Raw genomic sequence first — 18,612 nt, 5'->3', positions numbered from 1 at the left:
ATAGAAATTGTTTTTTCTTTAAAGAAAGCGGATTCAAAAGAGTAGTGAACAAGAAGGGGATATATACTTTTCACTACATATATTTGAAAAGGTTTACAATATGATGAAGAAAGAGGCGTGTACATATGAGACGATTAGGTATTTCTATTTATCCAGAACATTCAACAGTAGAGAAAGATAAGGAGTATTTAACATTAGCAAGTAAATATGGATTTACACGTGTGTTCACATGTTTATTATCTGTGGATGGAGAAAAAGAGAAAATTATAGAAGAATTTAAAGAAACGATCTCTCATGCGAATGCATTAGGGTTCCAAGTATTAGTTGATATTAGTCCATCTGTTTTTGAACAATTAGGTATTTCGTATAATGATTTATCATTCTTCCATGAATTAGGTGCGTACGGTATTCGTTTAGATGTCGGTTTCTCAGGATTAGAAGAATCAATTATGACTTATAATCCGTATGGTTTGAAAATTGAGATTAATATGAGCAATGGTACGAAGTATGTAGATAACATTATGAGTCACAGACCAAATCGTGAAAATTTAATTGGTTGTCATAATTTTTATCCGCATCGTTATTCAGGGTTATCATACGATCATTTCATTAAATGCTCGAAACAATTTAAAGATTACGGTATGAGAACGGCTGCTTTTATTTCATCATTTGATGCAACATACGGACCTTGGCCAGTAACAGAAGGGTTATGTACATTAGAGCAGCATCGTGAATTATCGATGACAACACAGGCGAAACATTTATTCGCGACGGAATTAATTGATGATGTTATTATTGCAAACGCATATGCGTCAGAAGAAGAATTACAAGCACTAGGTGCATTAAATAAAGAGAAACAAACATTTGATATAGAAATATATGATACAACGACAGAACTAGAAAGAATTATCGTATTAGACGAACCACATTTTTATCGCGGAGATGTATCTGAATATATGATTCGTTCTACACAAAGTCGTGTGAAATATAAAAAAGAAGAGTTTAAACCTCATAATACGCGTGAAATTAAGCGTGGAGATTTATTAATTGATAATGAACAATATGGTCAGTATAAAGGCGAATTACAAATTGCATTAAAAGATATGGTGAATACAGGAAAAACAAATGTAGTTGGTCGAATTGTAGAAGAAGAGATTTTCTTACTAGACTATTTACAAGCATGGGATAAATTCGGATTTACATTAAAGAAATAGAGAGAATATAAAGGGGAAAAACTACTGATTTCAGCAGCTTTTCCCCCTTTATATATAAAGAGCGAGAGGAAGAGCTATGACAAAGGTGCATCAGCGATTAATTTCTATTTTAGAGGAATTTTTAGAAGAGAAATCGATGTTAAATCGAGCTTTTTTAGCAGGCCGTTTACATGTATCAACGAAGACGATTCAAAAGGATATAAAATTATTAAATGATATATTGGAAGAAAACGGAGCGAAAATCGAATCGCAAAGAGGGAATGGGTACGAATTAGAAATTATAAAAAAGAAGAAATTTGAAGACTTTTGTGTGAGTCTATTTCAAAAACAGACGGAAAAGATCCCAACTTCTTATGAAGAAAGAATAGCGTACATTCTGCAGCGTGTTTTAATGACAGAGGGATATGTGAAGCTTTCAGAATTAGCGGAAGAGATGTATGTGAGCAAATCAACGGTCAATTTAATTATGAAAGATGTTACAGATATATGTGGTCGCTATAAATTACAAATTGAGAAGAGACCGTATTATGGTATACGTATTGTTGGAGAGGAATTTAATATTCGTTCTTGTTTATCACAATATGGTTTACCGCGTTATGATCATACTCCGTTTCATGAGCAATTTGAGCAGACGGAGACATATTTATCGCTACCGCATATATCACTCATTCGTTCAATTATATTAAAGTATATTGAAGGCGGAACAATATATTTATCTGATATAGAAATTGATAATTTAGTCATTCATATTGCAATCGCATTAAAGCGTTGTCAAAGTCAACATTATATGAAAGGACTGCATGTGGAGCAATCAGAACTTATAATAAAGAAAGAATATACAATTGCGAAGCAAATTTTAGGAGATTTAGAGAAAGAGTTAAAATTTTCATTTCCAGAAGAAGAAGTATTATATGTGACGATGCATTTATTAAGTACTGCTGTTACAACGAGAAATCGCTATGAAAATGTAGAAGAGCTATTAGGAAAAGATATATATGCATTTATGCAACATATTCTTTTTAAAGTAGCGGAAGAACGGAATCTTATTTTTTATTATGATGAGGAATTATTATTTGGATTTGGTATTCATTTAAAAACGTTATTAAATCGTTTGAAGTATAAGTTAAATACGAGAAATCCTCTTTTGGCAGAAGTGAAAAAGAATTATCCGTATGCTTTTGAAATTGCGGTTCTCGTTGGAGATATCATTGGTGAATATACGGGTGAATCGATCCCTGAAAGTGAAATTGGTTATATTGCAATTCACTTCGGCGGAGCTATGAGCCGTTTGCAGGAGCAAAATCAAAAGAAAAGATGCTTATTAGTTTGTGCGACTGGTCAAGGAAGTGCACAACTATTAAAATATAAAATTTTATCACAGTTCCGAGATAAATTAGAGATTGTAGGTATTACAGGCTATTATCAATTGAAAGTAGAAGATCTTTATAAAGAAAAAATAGATTGTATTATTAGTACGATTCATATACCGAGTGGCTTGCCTGTTCCAGTTATAAAAGTGAATTCAATATTTGATGATAAAGAGATTAAATCGATTGGTCAGCGGTTGTTTACGCATGTGAATACTAGTGTGCAGCCTTATATTAAGGAAGATTTAATCTTTTTAAATCATAGTGCTTCTACGAAAGAGGATGTTATTCAGTTTTTATGTGAGAAAGCTGCTGAGAAACGCTATGTACCAGAAAACTTTTATGCTTCTGTTATGGAAAGAGAAAATACGTCTCCGACAGCGGTTGGGAATTCAGTTGCAATCCCGCATCCGATGCAGTTATTAAGTGAGGAAACTTTTTTGATGTTTTGCACACTTGAAAAGGCTGTTGATTGGGGAGATAAAAAAGTACAAGTAATTATTTTATTTAGTGTAAAGCGCAATAATAATGAAGATTTGCAAAGGCTTTATGATTTTTTATATGATATTATGTCTAGTCAAACTACGATAGAGAAACTTACTCAGACCGAGGTAATTGAAGATTTTCAAGAGATTTTATTATCATTTTGAAAAAGTATATAAAAACTTCCGTTACATAACGGAAGTTTTTTATGTTTAATTGTATGCGTTTTCATAATAAGATGAAAATATAGAAAACATATAGCTTGGGGGAATTTAAAATGTCTGATATGCAAACTCCATTTGCGTTAATTTTACATGGTGGCAATGCGAGAAGTGCGGCGCTTGAAGCAATTGCTTTTGCAAGACAAGGAGATTTCGGGAATGCCGGTGAAAAGATGAAACTTGCTAGTGAGGAAATTTCAGCAGCGCATCGTATTCAAACGGATTTAATTCAAGAAGAGGCAAGAGGAAATCATGCAGAAATCAGTTTACTGTTAGTGCACGCACAAGATCATTTAATGAATGCAATTACAGTGAAAGAACTGGCTGAAGAATTTATTGCTCTTCATAAACGAGTAGAAGAGAAAGTGACCGTATAAGATGTACATTTTATTATGTTGTGCAGCAGGTATGTCAACGAGTATGGTCGTAAGAAAAATGCAAGAAGAGGCAAAAAAACAGGGGAAGAATTATAAAATTAAGGCGGTTGATTCAGAACTAGTGAAGCTTGAAATTAAGGAAGCCGATGTCGTTTTAATTGGCCCACAGGTGAAATACTTATTTCCAGCTGTAGAGTTTCTTGCAAATTCATACAATATACCAGTTGCGATTATAGACCAACGAGATTATGGCATGTGTGATGGTTTGAAGGTGCTTAAGCAAGCAGAACAATTAGTTTTAGCATAATTATATCTTTTTAAATATAAACATTATAATGTTATAAAGTTTATTTCATTCTTTTATAGTAGAGAGAAAGAGGAGGGCTATTGATGAATGGGTTTATGAGTTTTATGGAACAAAAGATTATGCCAACAACGCAAAAGATTGCAGGACAACGACATTTATTAGCAATTCGAAACGGGGTTATTTCTACATTGCCGTTAACGATCGTCGGATCATTTTTCGTTATCTTTTTAAATTTACCAATTGATGCATATATGGAATGGATTGCACCGTTTCGCCATATTTTAGATATTCCATTCCGATTTACAGTAGGACTAATGGCATTATACGCGGCGTTTGGTGTAGGGGCTTCGCTCGCGAACTTTTATCAGCTCAATCAGTTAAGTGCAGGGTTATTATCTGTACTCGCCTTTTTACTAGCATCAGTGGAACCAATTCAAATTACGAAAGCGGTACCAGGTGTTATTGATGCAGGTAGATATATTTCAGTAGGAACATTAAGTGCAACGTCTTTATTTGGCGCAATTGTTACAGCATTAATTGCAGTAGAAATTTATCATTTTATGATTAAGCATAATATCTCGATTAAATTACCAGATAGTGTACCACCCGCAGTTTCAAATTCGTTTGCAGCATTAATTCCAACGCTAGCAGTTATTCTTTTATTCTGGGGTATTCGCTACGGTTTGAAATTTGATGTGAATACAACGATCACATATTTAATCGCACCATTAAAATCAGTATTAGTAGGAAATAATTTATTCGGTGGTTTATTAACAGTATTCTTAATCGTGTTTTTCTGGTCATTCGGTATACATGGACCAGCGATTTTAGGACCAATTATTCGTCCGATGTGGGATTCGGCAATTCTTGAAAATATGGAAGTATTCACGGCTACAGGAAATGCACATCAGTTACCAAACTTATTTACAGAGCAATTCATTCAATGGTTCGTATGGATTGGCGGATCAGGTTCAACGTTAGCTTTAGTAATTATGTTTATGTTCTCTAAATCTAAGTTCCTAAAAGAGTTAGGTAGATTATCATTCGTACCAGGTTTATTCAATATTAACGAACCAATTATTTTCGGTGCACCAATTGTAATGAACCCAATCTTAATTATTCCGTTCGTTATTACACCGTTAGTGACAACGACAGTATCATATTTCGCAGTTGTTTCAGGTATGATTCCACTTATGATGGCGAAACTGCCATTTACGATGTTAGCACCAATTGCAGCGGTGATTAGTACGGACTGGACAATTATGGCTGGTGTACTTGTACTTGTTAACTTTGTTATCTCGTTCGTTATTTACTATCCATTCTTCAAAATGTATGAGAAACAACAATTAGCAGGAGAGGAGAAAACAGAATGCTCGGAGCAATTATCATCTTAATTACATTCGTGGTCGGACAGTGTATTGCCCATTATTCGAAATGGGTACAAAGTAAATCTTTATTAGTGTTACTACTAGTATCAGTTTTATTTATCGGTTGTTCAATGGGTGCATATGTAATGTTAGGATTGCAATCACCGTACGTAATTATTGTACCGACAATTTTATGTGCAACGTGTTTATCTGCAAAATATAGATTTACGAGCATGGCATTAATACAACGTGTGAAGGAGATGCAAAAGCATGGAGCGTAAATTAGGAATTTCACTTTATCCAGAACATTCAACGAAAGAAAAAGATATGGCTTATATTTCCGCAGCGGCACGACACGGTTTTTCAAGAATATTTACTTGTTTGTTATCTGTGAATCGTCCGAAAGAAGAAATTGTAGCTGAATTTAAAGAGATTATCAATCACGCAAAAGATAACAATATGGAAGTTATTTTAGATGTAGCTCCGGCTGTTTTTGATCAGCTTGGTATTAGTTATAGCGATTTATCATTCTTCGCGGAGTTAGGTGCAGACGGTATTCGTTTAGATGTAGGCTTCGACGGGTTAACTGAAGCGAAAATGACGAATAATCCGTACGGTTTAAAAATTGAGTTAAATGTAAGTAACGATATTGCGTACTTAGAAAATATTCTTTCGCATCAAGCGAATAAATCAGCTTTAATTGGTTGCCATAATTTTTATCCGCAAAAATTCACTGGTCTTCCGTACGATTATTTCATTCGCTGCAGTGAACGCTTTAAAAAGCATGGTATTCGCAGTGCAGCCTTTATTACATCACATGTCGCAAACATCGGTCCATGGGATATTAACGATGGATTATGTACATTAGAAGAGCATCGTAATTTACCAATTGAAGTACAAGCGAAGCATTTATGGGCAACAGGGTTAATTGATGATGTCATTATCGGAAATGCTTATGCGAGTGAGGAAGAGTTAGAGAAACTAGGAAACTTAAATCGCTACATGTTACAGCTAAAAGTGCACTTTGTAGACGAAGCGACTGAAGTAGAGAAGAGAGCTACGCTGCAAGAATTACACGTAAGACGCGGCGACATAACAGAGTATATGGTACGTTCTACAGAAGTACGTAAAAAGTACAAAGACTATGACTTCCCAGTGCGTGAAAGCGTGCTACAGGAAAGAGGGCAAGTTGTAATTGGTAATAACTCATTCGGAAAGTATAAAGGTGAACTGCAAATCATCTTGAAAGAAATGCCGATAGATGAACGGAAAAATATCGTCGGTACAATTGCGGAAGAGGAGTTATTCTTACTAGATTATGTAGGAGCTTGGACGCAGTTTACTTGTGTGGAATAGGGAAGAGAAAGAGAGGATGCTGTGGCATCCTCTTTTTTCTGTTGAAATAGTAATCTATTGTATATAGAATGCAAAGAGATAGACTTAATTTGGACGGGAGAGAAGGAGATGGGAGAGTATATAGATGATTTATTAAGGCGGATGGCTGATGAAGAAACAGAGATTTGGCATCGTGCGTATGATGAAGCAAAAGCGTTAAATGACTTATTAACTTTTCCTTATTTACAGCAGAAGGTAACCAAAGCAAAAAAAATAGCTATGAAGAAAGATATATATTATGTAATGACGAAACTCGCTATCAATACGAAGAAAATCTATATTGCTGATTATCTTATAGATCGTTTGGAATGTGAACAAAGCCCGACTTTGTTAAGTGAACTGCTTAGTAATATTTATACATTGCCAGAAGTAAGTAGTACAAATAAAATCATTCCGTATATTTATCATAAAAACGATAGTGTTCGTTATTGGGCAGTTTCTTCCTTAAAGTTATATAAATCGTTAGAAGCGGAAAGTGCGTTGCTAAAGTTGCTGGATACTGAAGAAAATAAAGATGAGATTACACATATTTGTTATACATTGTTTGAGATTGGAACGAAGCAATCGATTCTGCCGTTAACAAAGCTTTTATATAGTAATAGTGCCTATGTGCGTTCAACTGTTATTGAGGTGTTAGCAAAAATAGGGGGATCGGACTTACAAATAGTTTATATTGAAGCTTTACATGATAGAAATGTTATGGTGAAATATGAAGCTGTTCGAGCTATTTATACGTATGGCGACGAAATGGCAATGAGAGCAATTTGCGAACGTGTGAATAAAATTGTTGCTAGAAGACGTAAAAATGAAGTAGAGCCTACGGATGAAGCAGAGATTATCATTGCTCTTCGTTTCTTACATAAGTTTGCTAATCATGAAGAAGTTTTAAAGATATTTGATAAAGTATATAAAAAACGAGGGAACTTATTTATATCAGAGAGGGAATGGCTTCGAGACAATATTGCTTACTTTCAAGAGAAAGAAAGAATGTAATAATTATAGAAAAGGAGTCAGTCTCAACGATAAGACTGACTCCTTTTTTTACTAACTAGTTTAATACTTTAACTGTAACTGTTTTACGTCCCCAGCTACTTGATGAACCTTTATCTGGCATTAAAACGTCGATTTTATTACCTTTAATAGCTCCACCAGTATCACCAGCGATTGCTACTCCGTAACCTTCAACCCATACTTTTGAACCTAATGGAATGACACTTGGATCAACTGCAATTAGTTTCATGTTTGGATTAGCTGTTAAGTTGTGGCCTAAAGCTGATTTTACTTGGTCGCCTGCTTTATAACCATTTTCAAGTGGATCTGCTGTGTAAGCTGTTGCTACAACACGTAACTCACGAGAAGATGATGGTGCACTTGTTTCAGTTTCTTTTGCAACAGGTTGTTGTGTAGCTGGTTTTTGAGCTTTAGCCGCTTCTTGAGCCTTAGCCGCTTCACGAGCTTCAGCTGCTTCTTGAGCCTTAGCTGCTTCACGAGCTTCAGCTGCCTCTTGAGCTTTAGCCGCTTCACGAGCTTTAGCAGCTTCTTGAGCCTTAGCCGCTGCTTGAGCTTCAGCATCTGCTTGAGCTTTAGCCGCTTCACGAGCTTTAGCAGCCTCTTGAGCTTTAACTTCTGCTTGAGCTTCAGCATCTGCCTGAGCTTTAGCCGCTTCTTGAGCCTTAGCCGCTTCACGAGCTTTAGCCGCTTCTTGAGCTTTAACTTCTGCTTGGGCTTCAGCTGCTTCGCGAGCTTTAGTTGCTTCCACTGCTTTAGCTTTTGCTTGAGTTTCAGCTACTTCCTGAGCTTTAGCCGCTTCACGAACTTTAGCTGTATCTTGAACTGTAGTCGTTTTTTCAACTTTAGCTACTGGTTGAACTTTAACTGGTGCTTTACCTGTTAAGTAAGGAACATGAACATAAGCTGTTTTTCCGTTATATTCAAATTGAATCCAATCATTTTGTACTTGGTGTGTTGTTTCAATTACATCATCTTTTTTCAACTTACCAAGAATCTCTGAGTCTGTGTTTGCCCCAGCACGTACGTTTAATACGTTTGCTGTTACGTAGTAAGTGTCTTTTGTATAGTCAGCGCTTATGAAAGCTTCTTTACCGCTATTCAATTGAACTTTTGACCAACCATTTTCTGTATGTAAAACATTTACTTTATATCCATCTAATAATTTTCCTACAACTTTTGATTCAGTAGTTGGGTTTTCTCGTACGTTTAGTACGTCAGTCGTTACGATTGTTTCTGCTTTAGCAGATGTTGTGAAAATCCCAAGACCAAAAACCGCTGCTGTTGCTATACCCATAAATTTTTTCATAATAGCCTCCATTGCATTTGTTTTCGTTGACCTCATTATAGCAACCATTATTTTCTTATTTGAGAAAAACATAAAATTACAAAGCTTTCGTAATGGGGCATTAATATTCTGTAACAATTCCATGAATTTCCTAATAGCGCTTCCTTGTTGTTTTTTGGCGTATTAGGGCATATGAAACACAAAATGAGTAGTATTTCAATTACTGTAACGTTAATAATGTTACAGTAATATTTCTTGATGATATCTATAGTGTTACAAAAATAGCTTATTTTACTGTTTGAATGGAAATTTAGTTATGAAACGATAATCTTTTTAGGCGTGAAAATATATAAATGAGGTGAAATTTAATAAAATATCGATATAATTGTTACAAAATCAGTCGAAGTATGGAAAAAATTACGCCTTGATTTTCGTCTGTTACATAGTATTTTTGCAATAATAGAATTAGATAATAGCCTTAGTATCTATAAATAATGAAGAGCATTTGAATGATAGTTGTAACGTGAAACATATATAATAGAAGAAACTCAATTTAGTAGATAAATAAAAAACGCAGGAGTGTAAACTCCTACGTTTTTGTTTATTCATATCGTAAACATTCAATTGGATCCAGTTTGGCAGCTTTGTTAGCTGGCAGTAAACCGAATATAATACCGATTAACATTGAGATACCTACTGCAAGAAGTCCAAGTTCTTTTGAGACAACGAGTGGCCATCCAGCAAAGATTGAGACGATCCAAGCGAAGAAAATACCGAGCATGAATCCGATGAAACCACCAAGTCCTGTTAATATACAAGATTCGATTAAGAATTGTGTTAATACTTTACCACGTGTTGCACCAAGTGCTTTACGAATACCAATCTCACGTGTACGTTCTGTTACAGATACGAGCATGATGTTCATTACACCGATACCACCAACAAGTAAGGAGATAGCGGCAATACCACCGAATACCATTTTCATCATACCGATTGATTCGTCTAGTTGTTTCGTAAATTCACCTAAATCTTGTGCTTCGAATTTGTGCTCAAATTTAGGAGCTTTCATTTCGTTTAAAACAGAAACAGCTTGTTTTTCTACACTTTTACGTTCTGTCGGAGAGGTCATTGTTAATCTTACAGAGTCATACTCATTTACTCCTGAAATGACAGGCGCATTTTCAAGTGATGTATAACCTTCAGGCATAGGCATTCCAAAGTCATTTTTCGTTTCGTATACACCAACTATTTTATACGGCTTTCCTTTTATATCTGTGTATTGATTTGATTCCCAACCACTACTAAATAATTTGTTGAAAGCTTCTTCATTTAATATAACAGCAGGGATTGCTTGATTTAGTTCACTGTCATTTAATTCACGACCGTGAACTAATTTTATTTTCGAATCTGTCATAAAGGCGCCTGTTCCACCTTTTAAATCAAGATTTACATCTTTTGAACCAGCAGATGCTTTTACTTTCATACTTACGTCTGGATACACATCTTTAACGCCTGGTACAGTTTGCAGACGGTTTAGCATATCAGGTGTGATTTTGGCACTATCTGTTCCGTAATCAGGATTGTTGTAGTAAATCGTTACTTCGTTATCTTTTCCTTGGCCTAATTCTTTTTTAAACTTTGCGTTTGTACCATCACCCATTGAAATGATAGTAATAATGGCACTAATACCGATAATAATACCTAACATCGTTAAAATAGAACGCATTTTATGAGCAAAGATAGAGGAAAGGGCCATGCGTATATTTTCACTCGTATTCAAAATTAACCTCTCCAATCTTGGACGATATTTCCGTCACGAATTACAATTTGACGTGCTGCAGCTTCCCCGATTTCACGGTCATGGGTAATCATAATAATTGTTGAGCCTTGTTTATTTAATTCGTAAAAGAGGTCCATAATTTGTGTACTCGTTTTCGTATCAAGTGCCCCCGTCGGTTCATCGGCTAAAATGAACTTTGGGTTATTTACGATTGCACGTGCAACAGCGACACGCTGCTTTTGTCCACCTGATAATTCGTTCGGTAAGTGAGTAGCGCGATCAGCTAAACCGACTTTTGTTAAAGCAGCTAATGAGCGCTCGCGTCTTTCTTTTTTATCGACTCCAGCGTAAATAAGAGGTAGTTCTACATTTTGAAGCGCTGTAAGTCTCGGTAATAACATGAAGTTTTGGAATACGAATCCGATCTCTTTATTACGTACGTGTGCAAGTTCTGTTTCAGTCATGTTTGAAATATTTTGACCGGCTAGTTCGTACGTACCTGTCGTCGGTTTATCTAAGCAACCGATAATGTTCATTAATGTTGATTTACCAGAACCAGAAGGTCCCATAATAGAAGTGAATTCTCCTTGGTTCAGTGTTACGTCAATTCCGTGTAATATTTGAACGGATTCTGCACCATTTTGGAAGGATTTCGTGATGCCTTTTAAGTTAATCACTGGGCGACAACCTCCATACCATCTTTTAAGTCTTTTTCAGGTTTAGAGATAATTTCCTCTCCTTTTTTCACTCCAGAAACTTTTGCTTCGCTATCAGTCTCAAATTCAACAGTAACTGCTTGTTCTTTCGCCTTACCGTCTTTTACAACGAAGACAACATTTTTGTCACCTTTTTTCACGATACTGCTTTTCGGAACAATTGTACCAGTTGCTTCGCCAGATTTACTTGTTACGTAAACGTGGAAGCCGTTTTGTAATTCGTCACTATTATCTAATGTGACAGTGAATTGATAGTTAGAAACAGTTTTATTTTCATCCATGCTCTTTAATGGTGTAGAACCGATTTCTGTTACTTTTCCTGTCCAAGTCTTACCAGCGACAGTTTTTGATGAAACAGTTACTTCTTGCCCAACTTTCATACTAGCAAGCTCATATTCAGAAAGTTGACCTTTTACTTTAAATTGACCAGCGTGACGAAGAGTAACCCCGCTCATACCTGTTTTTTCGTCAGCAGTTTTCACGATATCATCAATTACGCCATCAGCAGGACTTGTTACAGAAAGAGTGTTTACTTTCTCTTTTGCTGCTTTAATCATTTCATCAGCTTTTTCAACTTCAAACTTTTTCATTTCAAGTTGTGATTCTAATTGCCCAACTTCAGCTTCTGATGCTTTTAATGCTTCAGCAGGAAGGCCTGCATTTTTATCTTTTTGTAATTTTTGTTTCGCCGCATCAATTTGTTTTTGGAACAACGTTACTTCTTTTTGGGCGATTTTCTTTTGCATTTCTGCTTCTGTTACACCTTGTTTAGCAGTCGGGTCATTGTATTTAAATAGAAGCTGACCTTTTTTCACTTCATCGCCTTTTTTTACAGCTAATTCATATGTTCCTTTTGTTGGATCGAATGAAATAGTTTCAATTCCATTTGGAATAACTTCGCCACCAAATTTTTGCGCGTTTTGGATTTGTTTTTCAGTTACTTTGTATCCGCTATATGCCATTGCTACTTCGGAACCGCCCCCAGCAAATGCAAAGTATGATCCAGCTGCAATTCCGATTGCTACTACACTAGTAATTAACACTTTATTTTTCTTCTTCATCTATTTATCACCTTTTCGTTCGTTTTAGTATCTACATTAAGTATAGAAGAGGTGAAGAATCTGACAAATCGTTTTAGCTTACAATAACCTTACAGTTTTGTAAGGTATGAATATGTAAATGTAAGGTGGAGGTTGTCCTATTGTAAGCAAATGAATTGACTCGTTGTTTCTTTCTTACAATAATATTGTATGAAGGAGAGGAGGAAGGAAGATGGAAGCTTATTTTAGTGCGCATCCATTAAAACCGTTTATTCCATACTCAAGGCAACATGCCATTATATTATTTATTATGTTGGTGGGGATATTTTTTCTGTATCAATACCAAGATTTATTACGTCAAAATGAGTGGAATATAACGGTTCGATATGCGATTGCATTTTTATTTATAGGTAGTGAAATTGGGCTTCATATGTGGGAGTGGAAAGCGGGGATTTTTGAGCTAGCTACTTCATTACCGTTTGAGTTATGTACAATTAGTTTGTTGTTAGCGTCGATTATGATTGTAACGAAAAGTTATCGAATATATGAGATTGTATTTTTTACGGGAGTTATTGGTGCATCACAAGCCATTTTAACACCAAATTTGCAATATGCTTTTCCGCATTTTCGTTTCATTGAATATTTTATCGCGCATGTATTGCTTATTTGGGCACCACTCTTTATGACTTGGGTGGAAGGCTATAGACCGACCTTGCAATCTATTAAGCGTACGATGATATTTTTAAACATATTGATTCCGCTTGTTTCGTTTGTGAATTACAAAACAGGTGGTAATTATATGTTTTTAGCTCATAAGCCAGAAACAGCTTCATTACTCGATATGTTAGGGCCGCATCCTTACTATATTATTTCATTAGAAATAGCTGCGCTTATTGGATGTTTCATTTTGTATATGCCGTTTGCGAAAAGAGAAAGGCATGCGCATAAAGAATCACTAGGATCATAGCCTAGTGATTTTTTGCCTTTAAAATATTTACAATTCAGAAAATTAAGAATAAAATTAAGAGGTAAATTATAGAGAGAGAAGGGCGAAAATGGTCAAAAAGGTATTTTTGAATGGGATGGAAGTGACGATTCAATTTCTTATTTCGATTTTGGGGATTATTTGTTTAGGAGCACTGCCGAAATTATTTTATGGATTTGAGCTGCATGCATCAGAGTACATACAGAGTTTAAAAGAAGTGTTTGTGAACTTAATGGATATTTCCAATTTGCAATATGTGAAAGGTAAATTTTTATTTCCGCAGCTGTTCGTCCATTATAAAGAAACGATTATTATTTTTTTGGCTGCTTTTTTTATTTCATTATTTGTAGCATTTTGTATCGTTTATGTAATTATGAGTAGTTCACCGCGTATACAACATCGAATTAAATCATTTCTTATCTTCCTAGAATCCATTCCAGATATTCTTCTTATTTTAGTATCACAAATTTTAGTTGTATGGTTTTTTAAACAAACAGGTTTTTTACCTTTTCAAATTGCTTCAATTGGAGGCGAGTCGATTAGGGGGTTGCCAATATTGTGTTTGAGCATCCCGACTACGATTATGTTTGTAAAAATGGTCGTGCTTCGTTTTGAAAATGAACTAGAAAAAGATTATGTACTATTTGCTAAGGCGAAAGGGCTGGGGCGCTTTCATATTTTAAATCGTCATATTTTACGAAATGTGTTGCTTAGTACATTATTCTTTGCAAAAACGAATATCTTTTTTATGTTATCTAATTTATATATTATAGAATGGATTTTTAATACGGGTGGTATTTTTATGTTTTTGAAATCGTATTTTGGTATTAGAGTTGAGGTTTTCATCGTTAGTGTGCTTCTTATATATATTCCGATTTTTATTTTATTTAAATTGTTTCATTATCTCATTCCGGCTGCGATGAAGGAGAGATTATAATATGTGGACGTATATAAAACGTGATAAAAGATTTTGGATAAGCATTGGGTTTCTTCTCCTATTAGTTCTTTTGAGCATCGGAAATACGTTATGGAATGATGGACATATTAGACAAGTTACATTGCAATATGATGCGGATGAAAATCCACAAGTGCCACCGTTTCCACCTTCATTCCAATTTTTACTCGGGACAGACCGGAAAGGGTATGACCTGTTACATTTAGTCATTGAGGGCGCGAAGTGGACGATTGGTATATCTATTTTAATTGCGGCACTTAGAATGGTAATAGGTGTGTTTTTCGGTGTCGTACTCGGAACGTATATAAAAAGAGGATTTTCAAAAATTGAGGCTTTCTTTGATAGTTTTACAGTTATTCCGACAGTTATGATTGCGTATTTTTTTCTTCAATCTGCAAATGCATTTGGAAGCGGAGAGGAGACAACAACCTTTTTTGAAAGGGCTTCGTTTCAAGTGGTATTACTTGTACTGCTTGTAATGCCAGTTATTGCACTGTATGTTGCGAAGGAAGTTCGTAAATTGCGAACGGAAGAATTTGTTGATGCCGCGCGCATATTAGGCGGATCGAGAAGACGTATTGTTATAAAACATCTTTTTCCGCATCTCTATATGACTTTTATACTCGTATTTCTTCAACAGTTTACGCAGAGCCTTACTATTTTACTGCACTTAGGATTACTTGAAGTGTTCTTTGGTGGGACTGTTACGTTTGGTGGACCTATAAAAGAGGTGGAATCTTATACGCATGAATGGTCAGGTTTAATTGGAGTATACTTTAGATCATTAACAGTGCATCCATGGATTCCTCTCGTCCCAATTACATTTTTTGGGCTTACTATTTTTTCAGGAAATATGATTGTGAAAAGTATAGAAGAGGCGATGTTGAAAGTAAGGTTAGGCGGAGAGCTAAAGAAGGATGTTGTAGAAGAGGAACAATCTGTTGTGCAGTCAAAAGAAGAGTTATTTACTTTTAAGCATACGATGTGAAGAGAAAGAAGAAGCAAGCATGGATTTCATGCTTGCTTCTTTTCTTTATTTTGTAGAAACTTCACCTGCAGCTTCTGTTTGCGGAATAAAGTATCCAATTATACCACCGATTATTGCTGGAATGATCCAGCCAATTCCTAAGTTATAAAAAGGAATGGTGTGTACGATATTAGCGATAAAATCTGGTATCATTTCCACATTATCAAGTGCGTGAATACAGCTAATAATAAATGCTGCGATCATCGCTCCGATGTAGACAGAAGGTTTACGTTTCGTATATTTATCGATAAATGATACGAAAATTAAAATGATTGTAATTGGGTACAAAATAATTAATACAGGTAGTGTGATTTTAATTAATAAGCTTAATCCTAAGTTTGAAATAACGAAACTAAAGATACAAACGTATAGCACAAGCTTTTTGTATGAAACATTTGTTAGCACTGTTGTGAAGTAATTTGCAAATGCACTTACAACGCCAATTGCCGTTGTTAAACAAGCGAAGATAATGGCGATACTTAATAAAATATTACCGCTTGTCCCAAAGAATTGATACATAACAGTAGCTAATAGTTGACCACCGTTTTCGAATTGCCCTAAGTTTCCGTTTGAAGCTCCGATATAACCGAGTAAGAAGTAAACAATTGTTAAGAATAGAGCAGCGATACTTCCGCAAATGATTGTATATTTCGCGATAGATTTCTTCTCTTGTATACCGTTTTGACGAATTGCATTTACAACAATTGTTGATAGTACGAGAGCGCCAATTGCATCTAACGTTAAAAATCCTTCAAGAAATCCTTTGAAAAACGGGATGTCTTTATAGTCACCGATAGGTTCTGCAAACGTCCCTGGTGAAAGAATCGCTTTTGTTGCCATAATTGCAATAATTACAAGTAAAATTGGCGTTAATATTTTACCGATATGATCTACTAGCTTGGATGGATTTAATGATAAGAAGTAAACGACTGTAAAGAAAATCGCACTAAAAACTAACATAGAATACCATTGATCTGGGAAAAGTGGTGCAATCCCGATTTCATAAGATACAGATCCAGTTCGTGGAATAACAAATAGTGGGCCGATTGAAAGATAAATAATGATAGCGAATACTGCTGCGAATTTTGGATGAACACGGCTCGCTAAAGTGTTAAAACTACCACCAGCAAGGGCAACAGCAACGATAGCAAGTAAAGATAAACCGACGTCTGTAATAATAAACCCTGTAATGGAAACCCACATATTTTCTCCGGAAGAAAGACCGAGAAGGGGCGGGAAAATCATATTACCAGCACCGAAGAAAACTGCGAATAGTAATAAACTAATCGAAAGTATTTGCGCTGGTTTTAAAGTTGTATGCATATAAAGAAAATCCTCCTAATGAGTGTTTTTGTCGAAAATTCAAATAATTTGTCGAGTAACTGTTATTATTTTAAAGGTCTGATGACTAGAAAGCAATAGGGAATTTTGAAAATATTAAAAAATAATGCATTAAATCGAATAAATATACTATTTATATGTTTAATAGGAAGGATTTAACTTTTAACATAAAAAAACACATATCGCTAGGATACGTGTTTTAAAAAAATATTTTTTTATCGCGTTCTTCTTTTAAAATTTCAACTGCTTCTCGGAAACGTTGTGAATGGACAATTTCTCGTTCACGTAAGAAGCGTAGGCTGTCATTTATATCTGGATCATCTGATAAGTTAATGAGCCATTGATATGTTGCGCGTGCTTTTTCTTCAGCTGCAATATCCTCGTATAGATCGGCAATTGGATCACCTTTAGCCTGTATATAGGTTGCAGTAAATGGAACACCAGCAGCGTTATGGTAATGAAGAGCACTGTCATGATCAGCGTAATGAGGGTCAAGACCAGCAGCTTTCATTTGTTCAGGGGTCGCATCTTTCGTCAGCTTATAAACCATCGTAGCAATCATTTCAAGGTGAGCAAATTCTTCTGTACCAATATCAGTAAGTAGGCCAATGACTTTATCAGGAATTGTATAACGTTGATTTAAGTAACGTAGTGCAGCAGCTAATTCTCCATCTGCACCACCGTATTGCTCGATTAATAATTTTGCAAGTGCGGGATTGCAAGTTCCCACTTTAACTGGGTATTGTAATTTCTTTTCATAAATCCACATAGTTTCTCTCCTTTATATTTGCCATGGCCAAGGACCTTTGCTCCATTCCCAAGGGGCATTAGAATAGCTATTTCCAAACTGTTGGAGTGGTCCGTATTTTTCTTCCATCTTTTGTTTTAATACTCTCCGTTTATAGGAAAAATCATTAAATTGATTAATCGCAGCGGTGTCATCTGGATGTGTATCTAAATAAAGAGTGAGTTCAACTAGTACAAAGTCTAATTCTTGAAGCTCCAGTAAAAGCTGATAGTATTCTTCTGGTAGCGATTGATTCACGTCAGTAGTCACCGCCCTTTTTTATAAGGATTTTCATAATAGTCATAAAAAACAGGCCATAAAGTCCCTTTTTGTAGTGCTTCTTTTGGTGTGAATTGCGGCAAGTTTGGCGGTTGAAAGCCTAAAAATAAATTAGGAGGAGTAGAATAATATTTTTTTCCGATAGGAGGACAAGGATCGAGAGGGCTATGATAGGGCACGAATGATCTCATATATTTATTCACGAATAAACCTCCTTACATGTTCATTACTACGTATTGTATTCAGACATAATGAGCATTTATGACACATATAAAAAAGTAATAGGTACGGGGGGAATGAATGTGGAGACTGTGAAACAATTCATTGTATTGGAAGTAAAGAACTTAAAGGAAACTCTGTATTTTTATGAAGGGATTTTAGGGATAACACCTAGTTCAGAAAGGCCGCAATTAGATATTACAGGGGTTTGGTATGATACTGATTCAACGAGAATTAGTTTTGTGATGAATCGCAGTTTGGGCGGGCGTGAGAAGAGTGTTACGGACTCAGTTGATGTTCTAACCTTTTCAATTTCTAACATAGGGAATGTAAAGAAGAGGTTAGTATTTTATAAAATCGCATATACAGAAAACAAAAGTGAGAAGAGTATTGTGGTACAAGACCCGGATGGATATAAACTTCAAGTGATAGAGAAGGATGAATAGACGGAGGGGA

General features: G+C 35.4%; 20 protein-coding genes. 12 read left to right on the top strand and 8 right to left on the bottom strand.

All coding sequences use genetic code 11. The annotated features are described in order from the left end of the window. Nucleotides 1-125: 125 nt before the first annotated feature. From HMAS_RS20115 to HMAS_RS20080, 8 genes are all read left to right on the top strand, one after another. Nucleotides 126-1,214, top strand: coding sequence for a DUF871 domain-containing protein (locus HMAS_RS20115; RefSeq protein WP_001253353.1), 1,089 nt, complete (start codon nucleotides 126-128; stop codon nucleotides 1,212-1,214). A 76-nt stretch (nucleotides 1,215-1,290) separates the two neighbouring features. After that, on the top strand, nucleotides 1,291-3,231 hold the full coding sequence (locus HMAS_RS20110; RefSeq protein ID WP_025709940.1) for a BglG family transcription antiterminator: 1,941 nt from the start codon (nucleotides 1,291-1,293) through the stop codon (nucleotides 3,229-3,231). A gap of 110 nt (nucleotides 3,232-3,341) precedes the next feature. After that, nucleotides 3,342-3,662, top strand: coding sequence for a PTS lactose/cellobiose transporter subunit IIA (locus HMAS_RS20105; RefSeq protein ID WP_001282173.1), 321 nt, complete (start codon nucleotides 3,342-3,344; stop codon nucleotides 3,660-3,662). A 1-nt stretch (nucleotide 3,663) separates the two neighbouring features. Beyond that, the gene (locus tag HMAS_RS20100) at nucleotides 3,664-3,969 is read left to right on the top strand and encodes a PTS sugar transporter subunit IIB (protein ID WP_000275642.1); all 306 of its coding nucleotides are present in this window, start codon (nucleotides 3,664-3,666) and stop codon (nucleotides 3,967-3,969) included. An 83-nt stretch (nucleotides 3,970-4,052) separates the two neighbouring features. Beyond that, nucleotides 4,053-5,363: a PTS sugar transporter subunit IIC gene (locus HMAS_RS20095; RefSeq protein WP_001013053.1), complete on the top strand. Its 1,311-nt coding sequence runs from the start codon at nucleotides 4,053-4,055 to the stop codon at nucleotides 5,361-5,363. Next, nucleotides 5,339-5,617: a hypothetical protein gene (locus tag HMAS_RS20090; protein ID WP_000900048.1), complete on the top strand. Its 279-nt coding sequence runs from the start codon at nucleotides 5,339-5,341 to the stop codon at nucleotides 5,615-5,617. The genes HMAS_RS20095 and HMAS_RS20090 overlap by 25 nt, the downstream gene beginning before the upstream one ends. Next, nucleotides 5,607-6,692 (top strand): DUF871 domain-containing protein, encoded by a 1,086-nt coding sequence (locus tag HMAS_RS20085; RefSeq protein WP_000440054.1) that lies wholly within the window; start codon nucleotides 5,607-5,609, stop codon nucleotides 6,690-6,692. The genes HMAS_RS20090 and HMAS_RS20085 overlap by 11 nt, the downstream gene beginning before the upstream one ends. Before the next feature lie 108 nt (nucleotides 6,693-6,800). Next, nucleotides 6,801-7,724, top strand: coding sequence for a HEAT repeat domain-containing protein (locus tag HMAS_RS20080; protein WP_025709941.1), 924 nt, complete (start codon nucleotides 6,801-6,803; stop codon nucleotides 7,722-7,724). A gap of 55 nt (nucleotides 7,725-7,779) precedes the next feature. Here HMAS_RS20080 and entC read toward each other — a convergent pair whose 3' ends face one another. The 4 genes from entC to HMAS_RS20060 form a co-directional block, all read right to left on the bottom strand. Then, nucleotides 7,780-9,171 (bottom strand): cell wall-binding protein EntC, encoded by a 1,392-nt coding sequence (gene entC, locus HMAS_RS20075; RefSeq protein ID WP_016121940.1) that lies wholly within the window; start codon nucleotides 9,169-9,171, stop codon nucleotides 7,780-7,782. 457 nt (nucleotides 9,172-9,628) lie between these two features. Next, complete coding sequence (locus HMAS_RS20070) at nucleotides 9,629-10,783, bottom strand: ABC transporter permease (protein WP_001986269.1); 1,155 nt, start codon at nucleotides 10,781-10,783, stop codon at nucleotides 9,629-9,631. A 26-nt stretch (nucleotides 10,784-10,809) separates the two neighbouring features. Then, nucleotides 10,810-11,484, bottom strand: a complete 675-nt coding sequence (locus HMAS_RS20065; RefSeq protein ID WP_000609104.1) for an ABC transporter ATP-binding protein — start codon at nucleotides 11,482-11,484, stop codon at nucleotides 10,810-10,812. Further along, the gene (locus HMAS_RS20060; RefSeq protein ID WP_000728830.1) at nucleotides 11,481-12,584 is read right to left on the bottom strand and encodes an efflux RND transporter periplasmic adaptor subunit; all 1,104 of its coding nucleotides are present in this window, start codon (nucleotides 12,582-12,584) and stop codon (nucleotides 11,481-11,483) included. The genes HMAS_RS20065 and HMAS_RS20060 overlap by 4 nt, the downstream gene beginning before the upstream one ends. 211 nt (nucleotides 12,585-12,795) lie before the next feature. Here HMAS_RS20060 and HMAS_RS20055 point away from each other — a divergent pair, with 211 nt between their 5' ends. The 3 genes from HMAS_RS20055 to HMAS_RS20045 all read left to right on the top strand — a co-directional run bounded on the left by HMAS_RS20055 (nucleotide 12,796) and on the right by HMAS_RS20045 (nucleotide 15,491). Beyond that, nucleotides 12,796-13,530: a TIGR02206 family membrane protein gene (locus HMAS_RS20055; protein ID WP_000388681.1), complete on the top strand. Its 735-nt coding sequence runs from the start codon at nucleotides 12,796-12,798 to the stop codon at nucleotides 13,528-13,530. An 88-nt stretch (nucleotides 13,531-13,618) separates the two neighbouring features. After that, nucleotides 13,619-14,485 (top strand): ABC transporter permease subunit, encoded by an 867-nt coding sequence (locus HMAS_RS20050; RefSeq protein ID WP_000239675.1) that lies wholly within the window; start codon nucleotides 13,619-13,621, stop codon nucleotides 14,483-14,485. Between the two features lies 1 nt (nucleotide 14,486). Beyond that, entirely contained in the window at nucleotides 14,487-15,491 is a 1,005-nt protein-coding gene (locus HMAS_RS20045; RefSeq protein ID WP_000269948.1) for an ABC transporter permease, read from the top strand. 45 nt (nucleotides 15,492-15,536) lie between these two features. Here the strand turns inward: HMAS_RS20045 and brnQ2 are convergent, their stop codons facing one another. The 4 genes from brnQ2 to HMAS_RS20025 all read right to left on the bottom strand — a co-directional run bounded on the left by brnQ2 (nucleotide 15,537) and on the right by HMAS_RS20025 (nucleotide 18,140). Further along, complete coding sequence (brnQ2, locus tag HMAS_RS20040) at nucleotides 15,537-16,853, bottom strand: branched-chain amino acid transport system II carrier protein BrnQ2 (protein ID WP_000557552.1); 1,317 nt, start codon at nucleotides 16,851-16,853, stop codon at nucleotides 15,537-15,539. 217 nt (nucleotides 16,854-17,070) lie between these two features. Beyond that, nucleotides 17,071-17,640 (bottom strand): spore coat protein CotJC, encoded by a 570-nt coding sequence (cotJC, locus tag HMAS_RS20035; protein ID WP_000265273.1) that lies wholly within the window; start codon nucleotides 17,638-17,640, stop codon nucleotides 17,071-17,073. Between the two features lie 12 nt (nucleotides 17,641-17,652). Beyond that, nucleotides 17,653-17,916 (bottom strand): spore coat protein CotJB, encoded by a 264-nt coding sequence (locus HMAS_RS20030; RefSeq protein ID WP_001076510.1) that lies wholly within the window; start codon nucleotides 17,914-17,916, stop codon nucleotides 17,653-17,655. 8 nt (nucleotides 17,917-17,924) lie between these two features. Further along, the gene (locus tag HMAS_RS20025) at nucleotides 17,925-18,140 is read right to left on the bottom strand and encodes a spore coat associated protein CotJA (RefSeq protein ID WP_001046257.1); all 216 of its coding nucleotides are present in this window, start codon (nucleotides 18,138-18,140) and stop codon (nucleotides 17,925-17,927) included. Between the two features lie 48 nt (nucleotides 18,141-18,188). Here HMAS_RS20025 and HMAS_RS20020 point away from each other — a divergent pair, with 48 nt between their 5' ends. Next, nucleotides 18,189-18,602 (top strand): VOC family protein, encoded by a 414-nt coding sequence (locus HMAS_RS20020; protein WP_001986206.1) that lies wholly within the window; start codon nucleotides 18,189-18,191, stop codon nucleotides 18,600-18,602. Nucleotides 18,603-18,612: the final 10 nt, after the last annotated feature.

It is taken from the genome of Bacillus sp. HMA207 (genome assembly GCF_003402455.1).
Lineage (GTDB): Bacteria > Bacillota > Bacilli > Bacillales > Bacillaceae_G > Bacillus_A > Bacillus_A cereus.
This window is presented reverse-complemented; position numbering and strand designations above follow the sequence as displayed.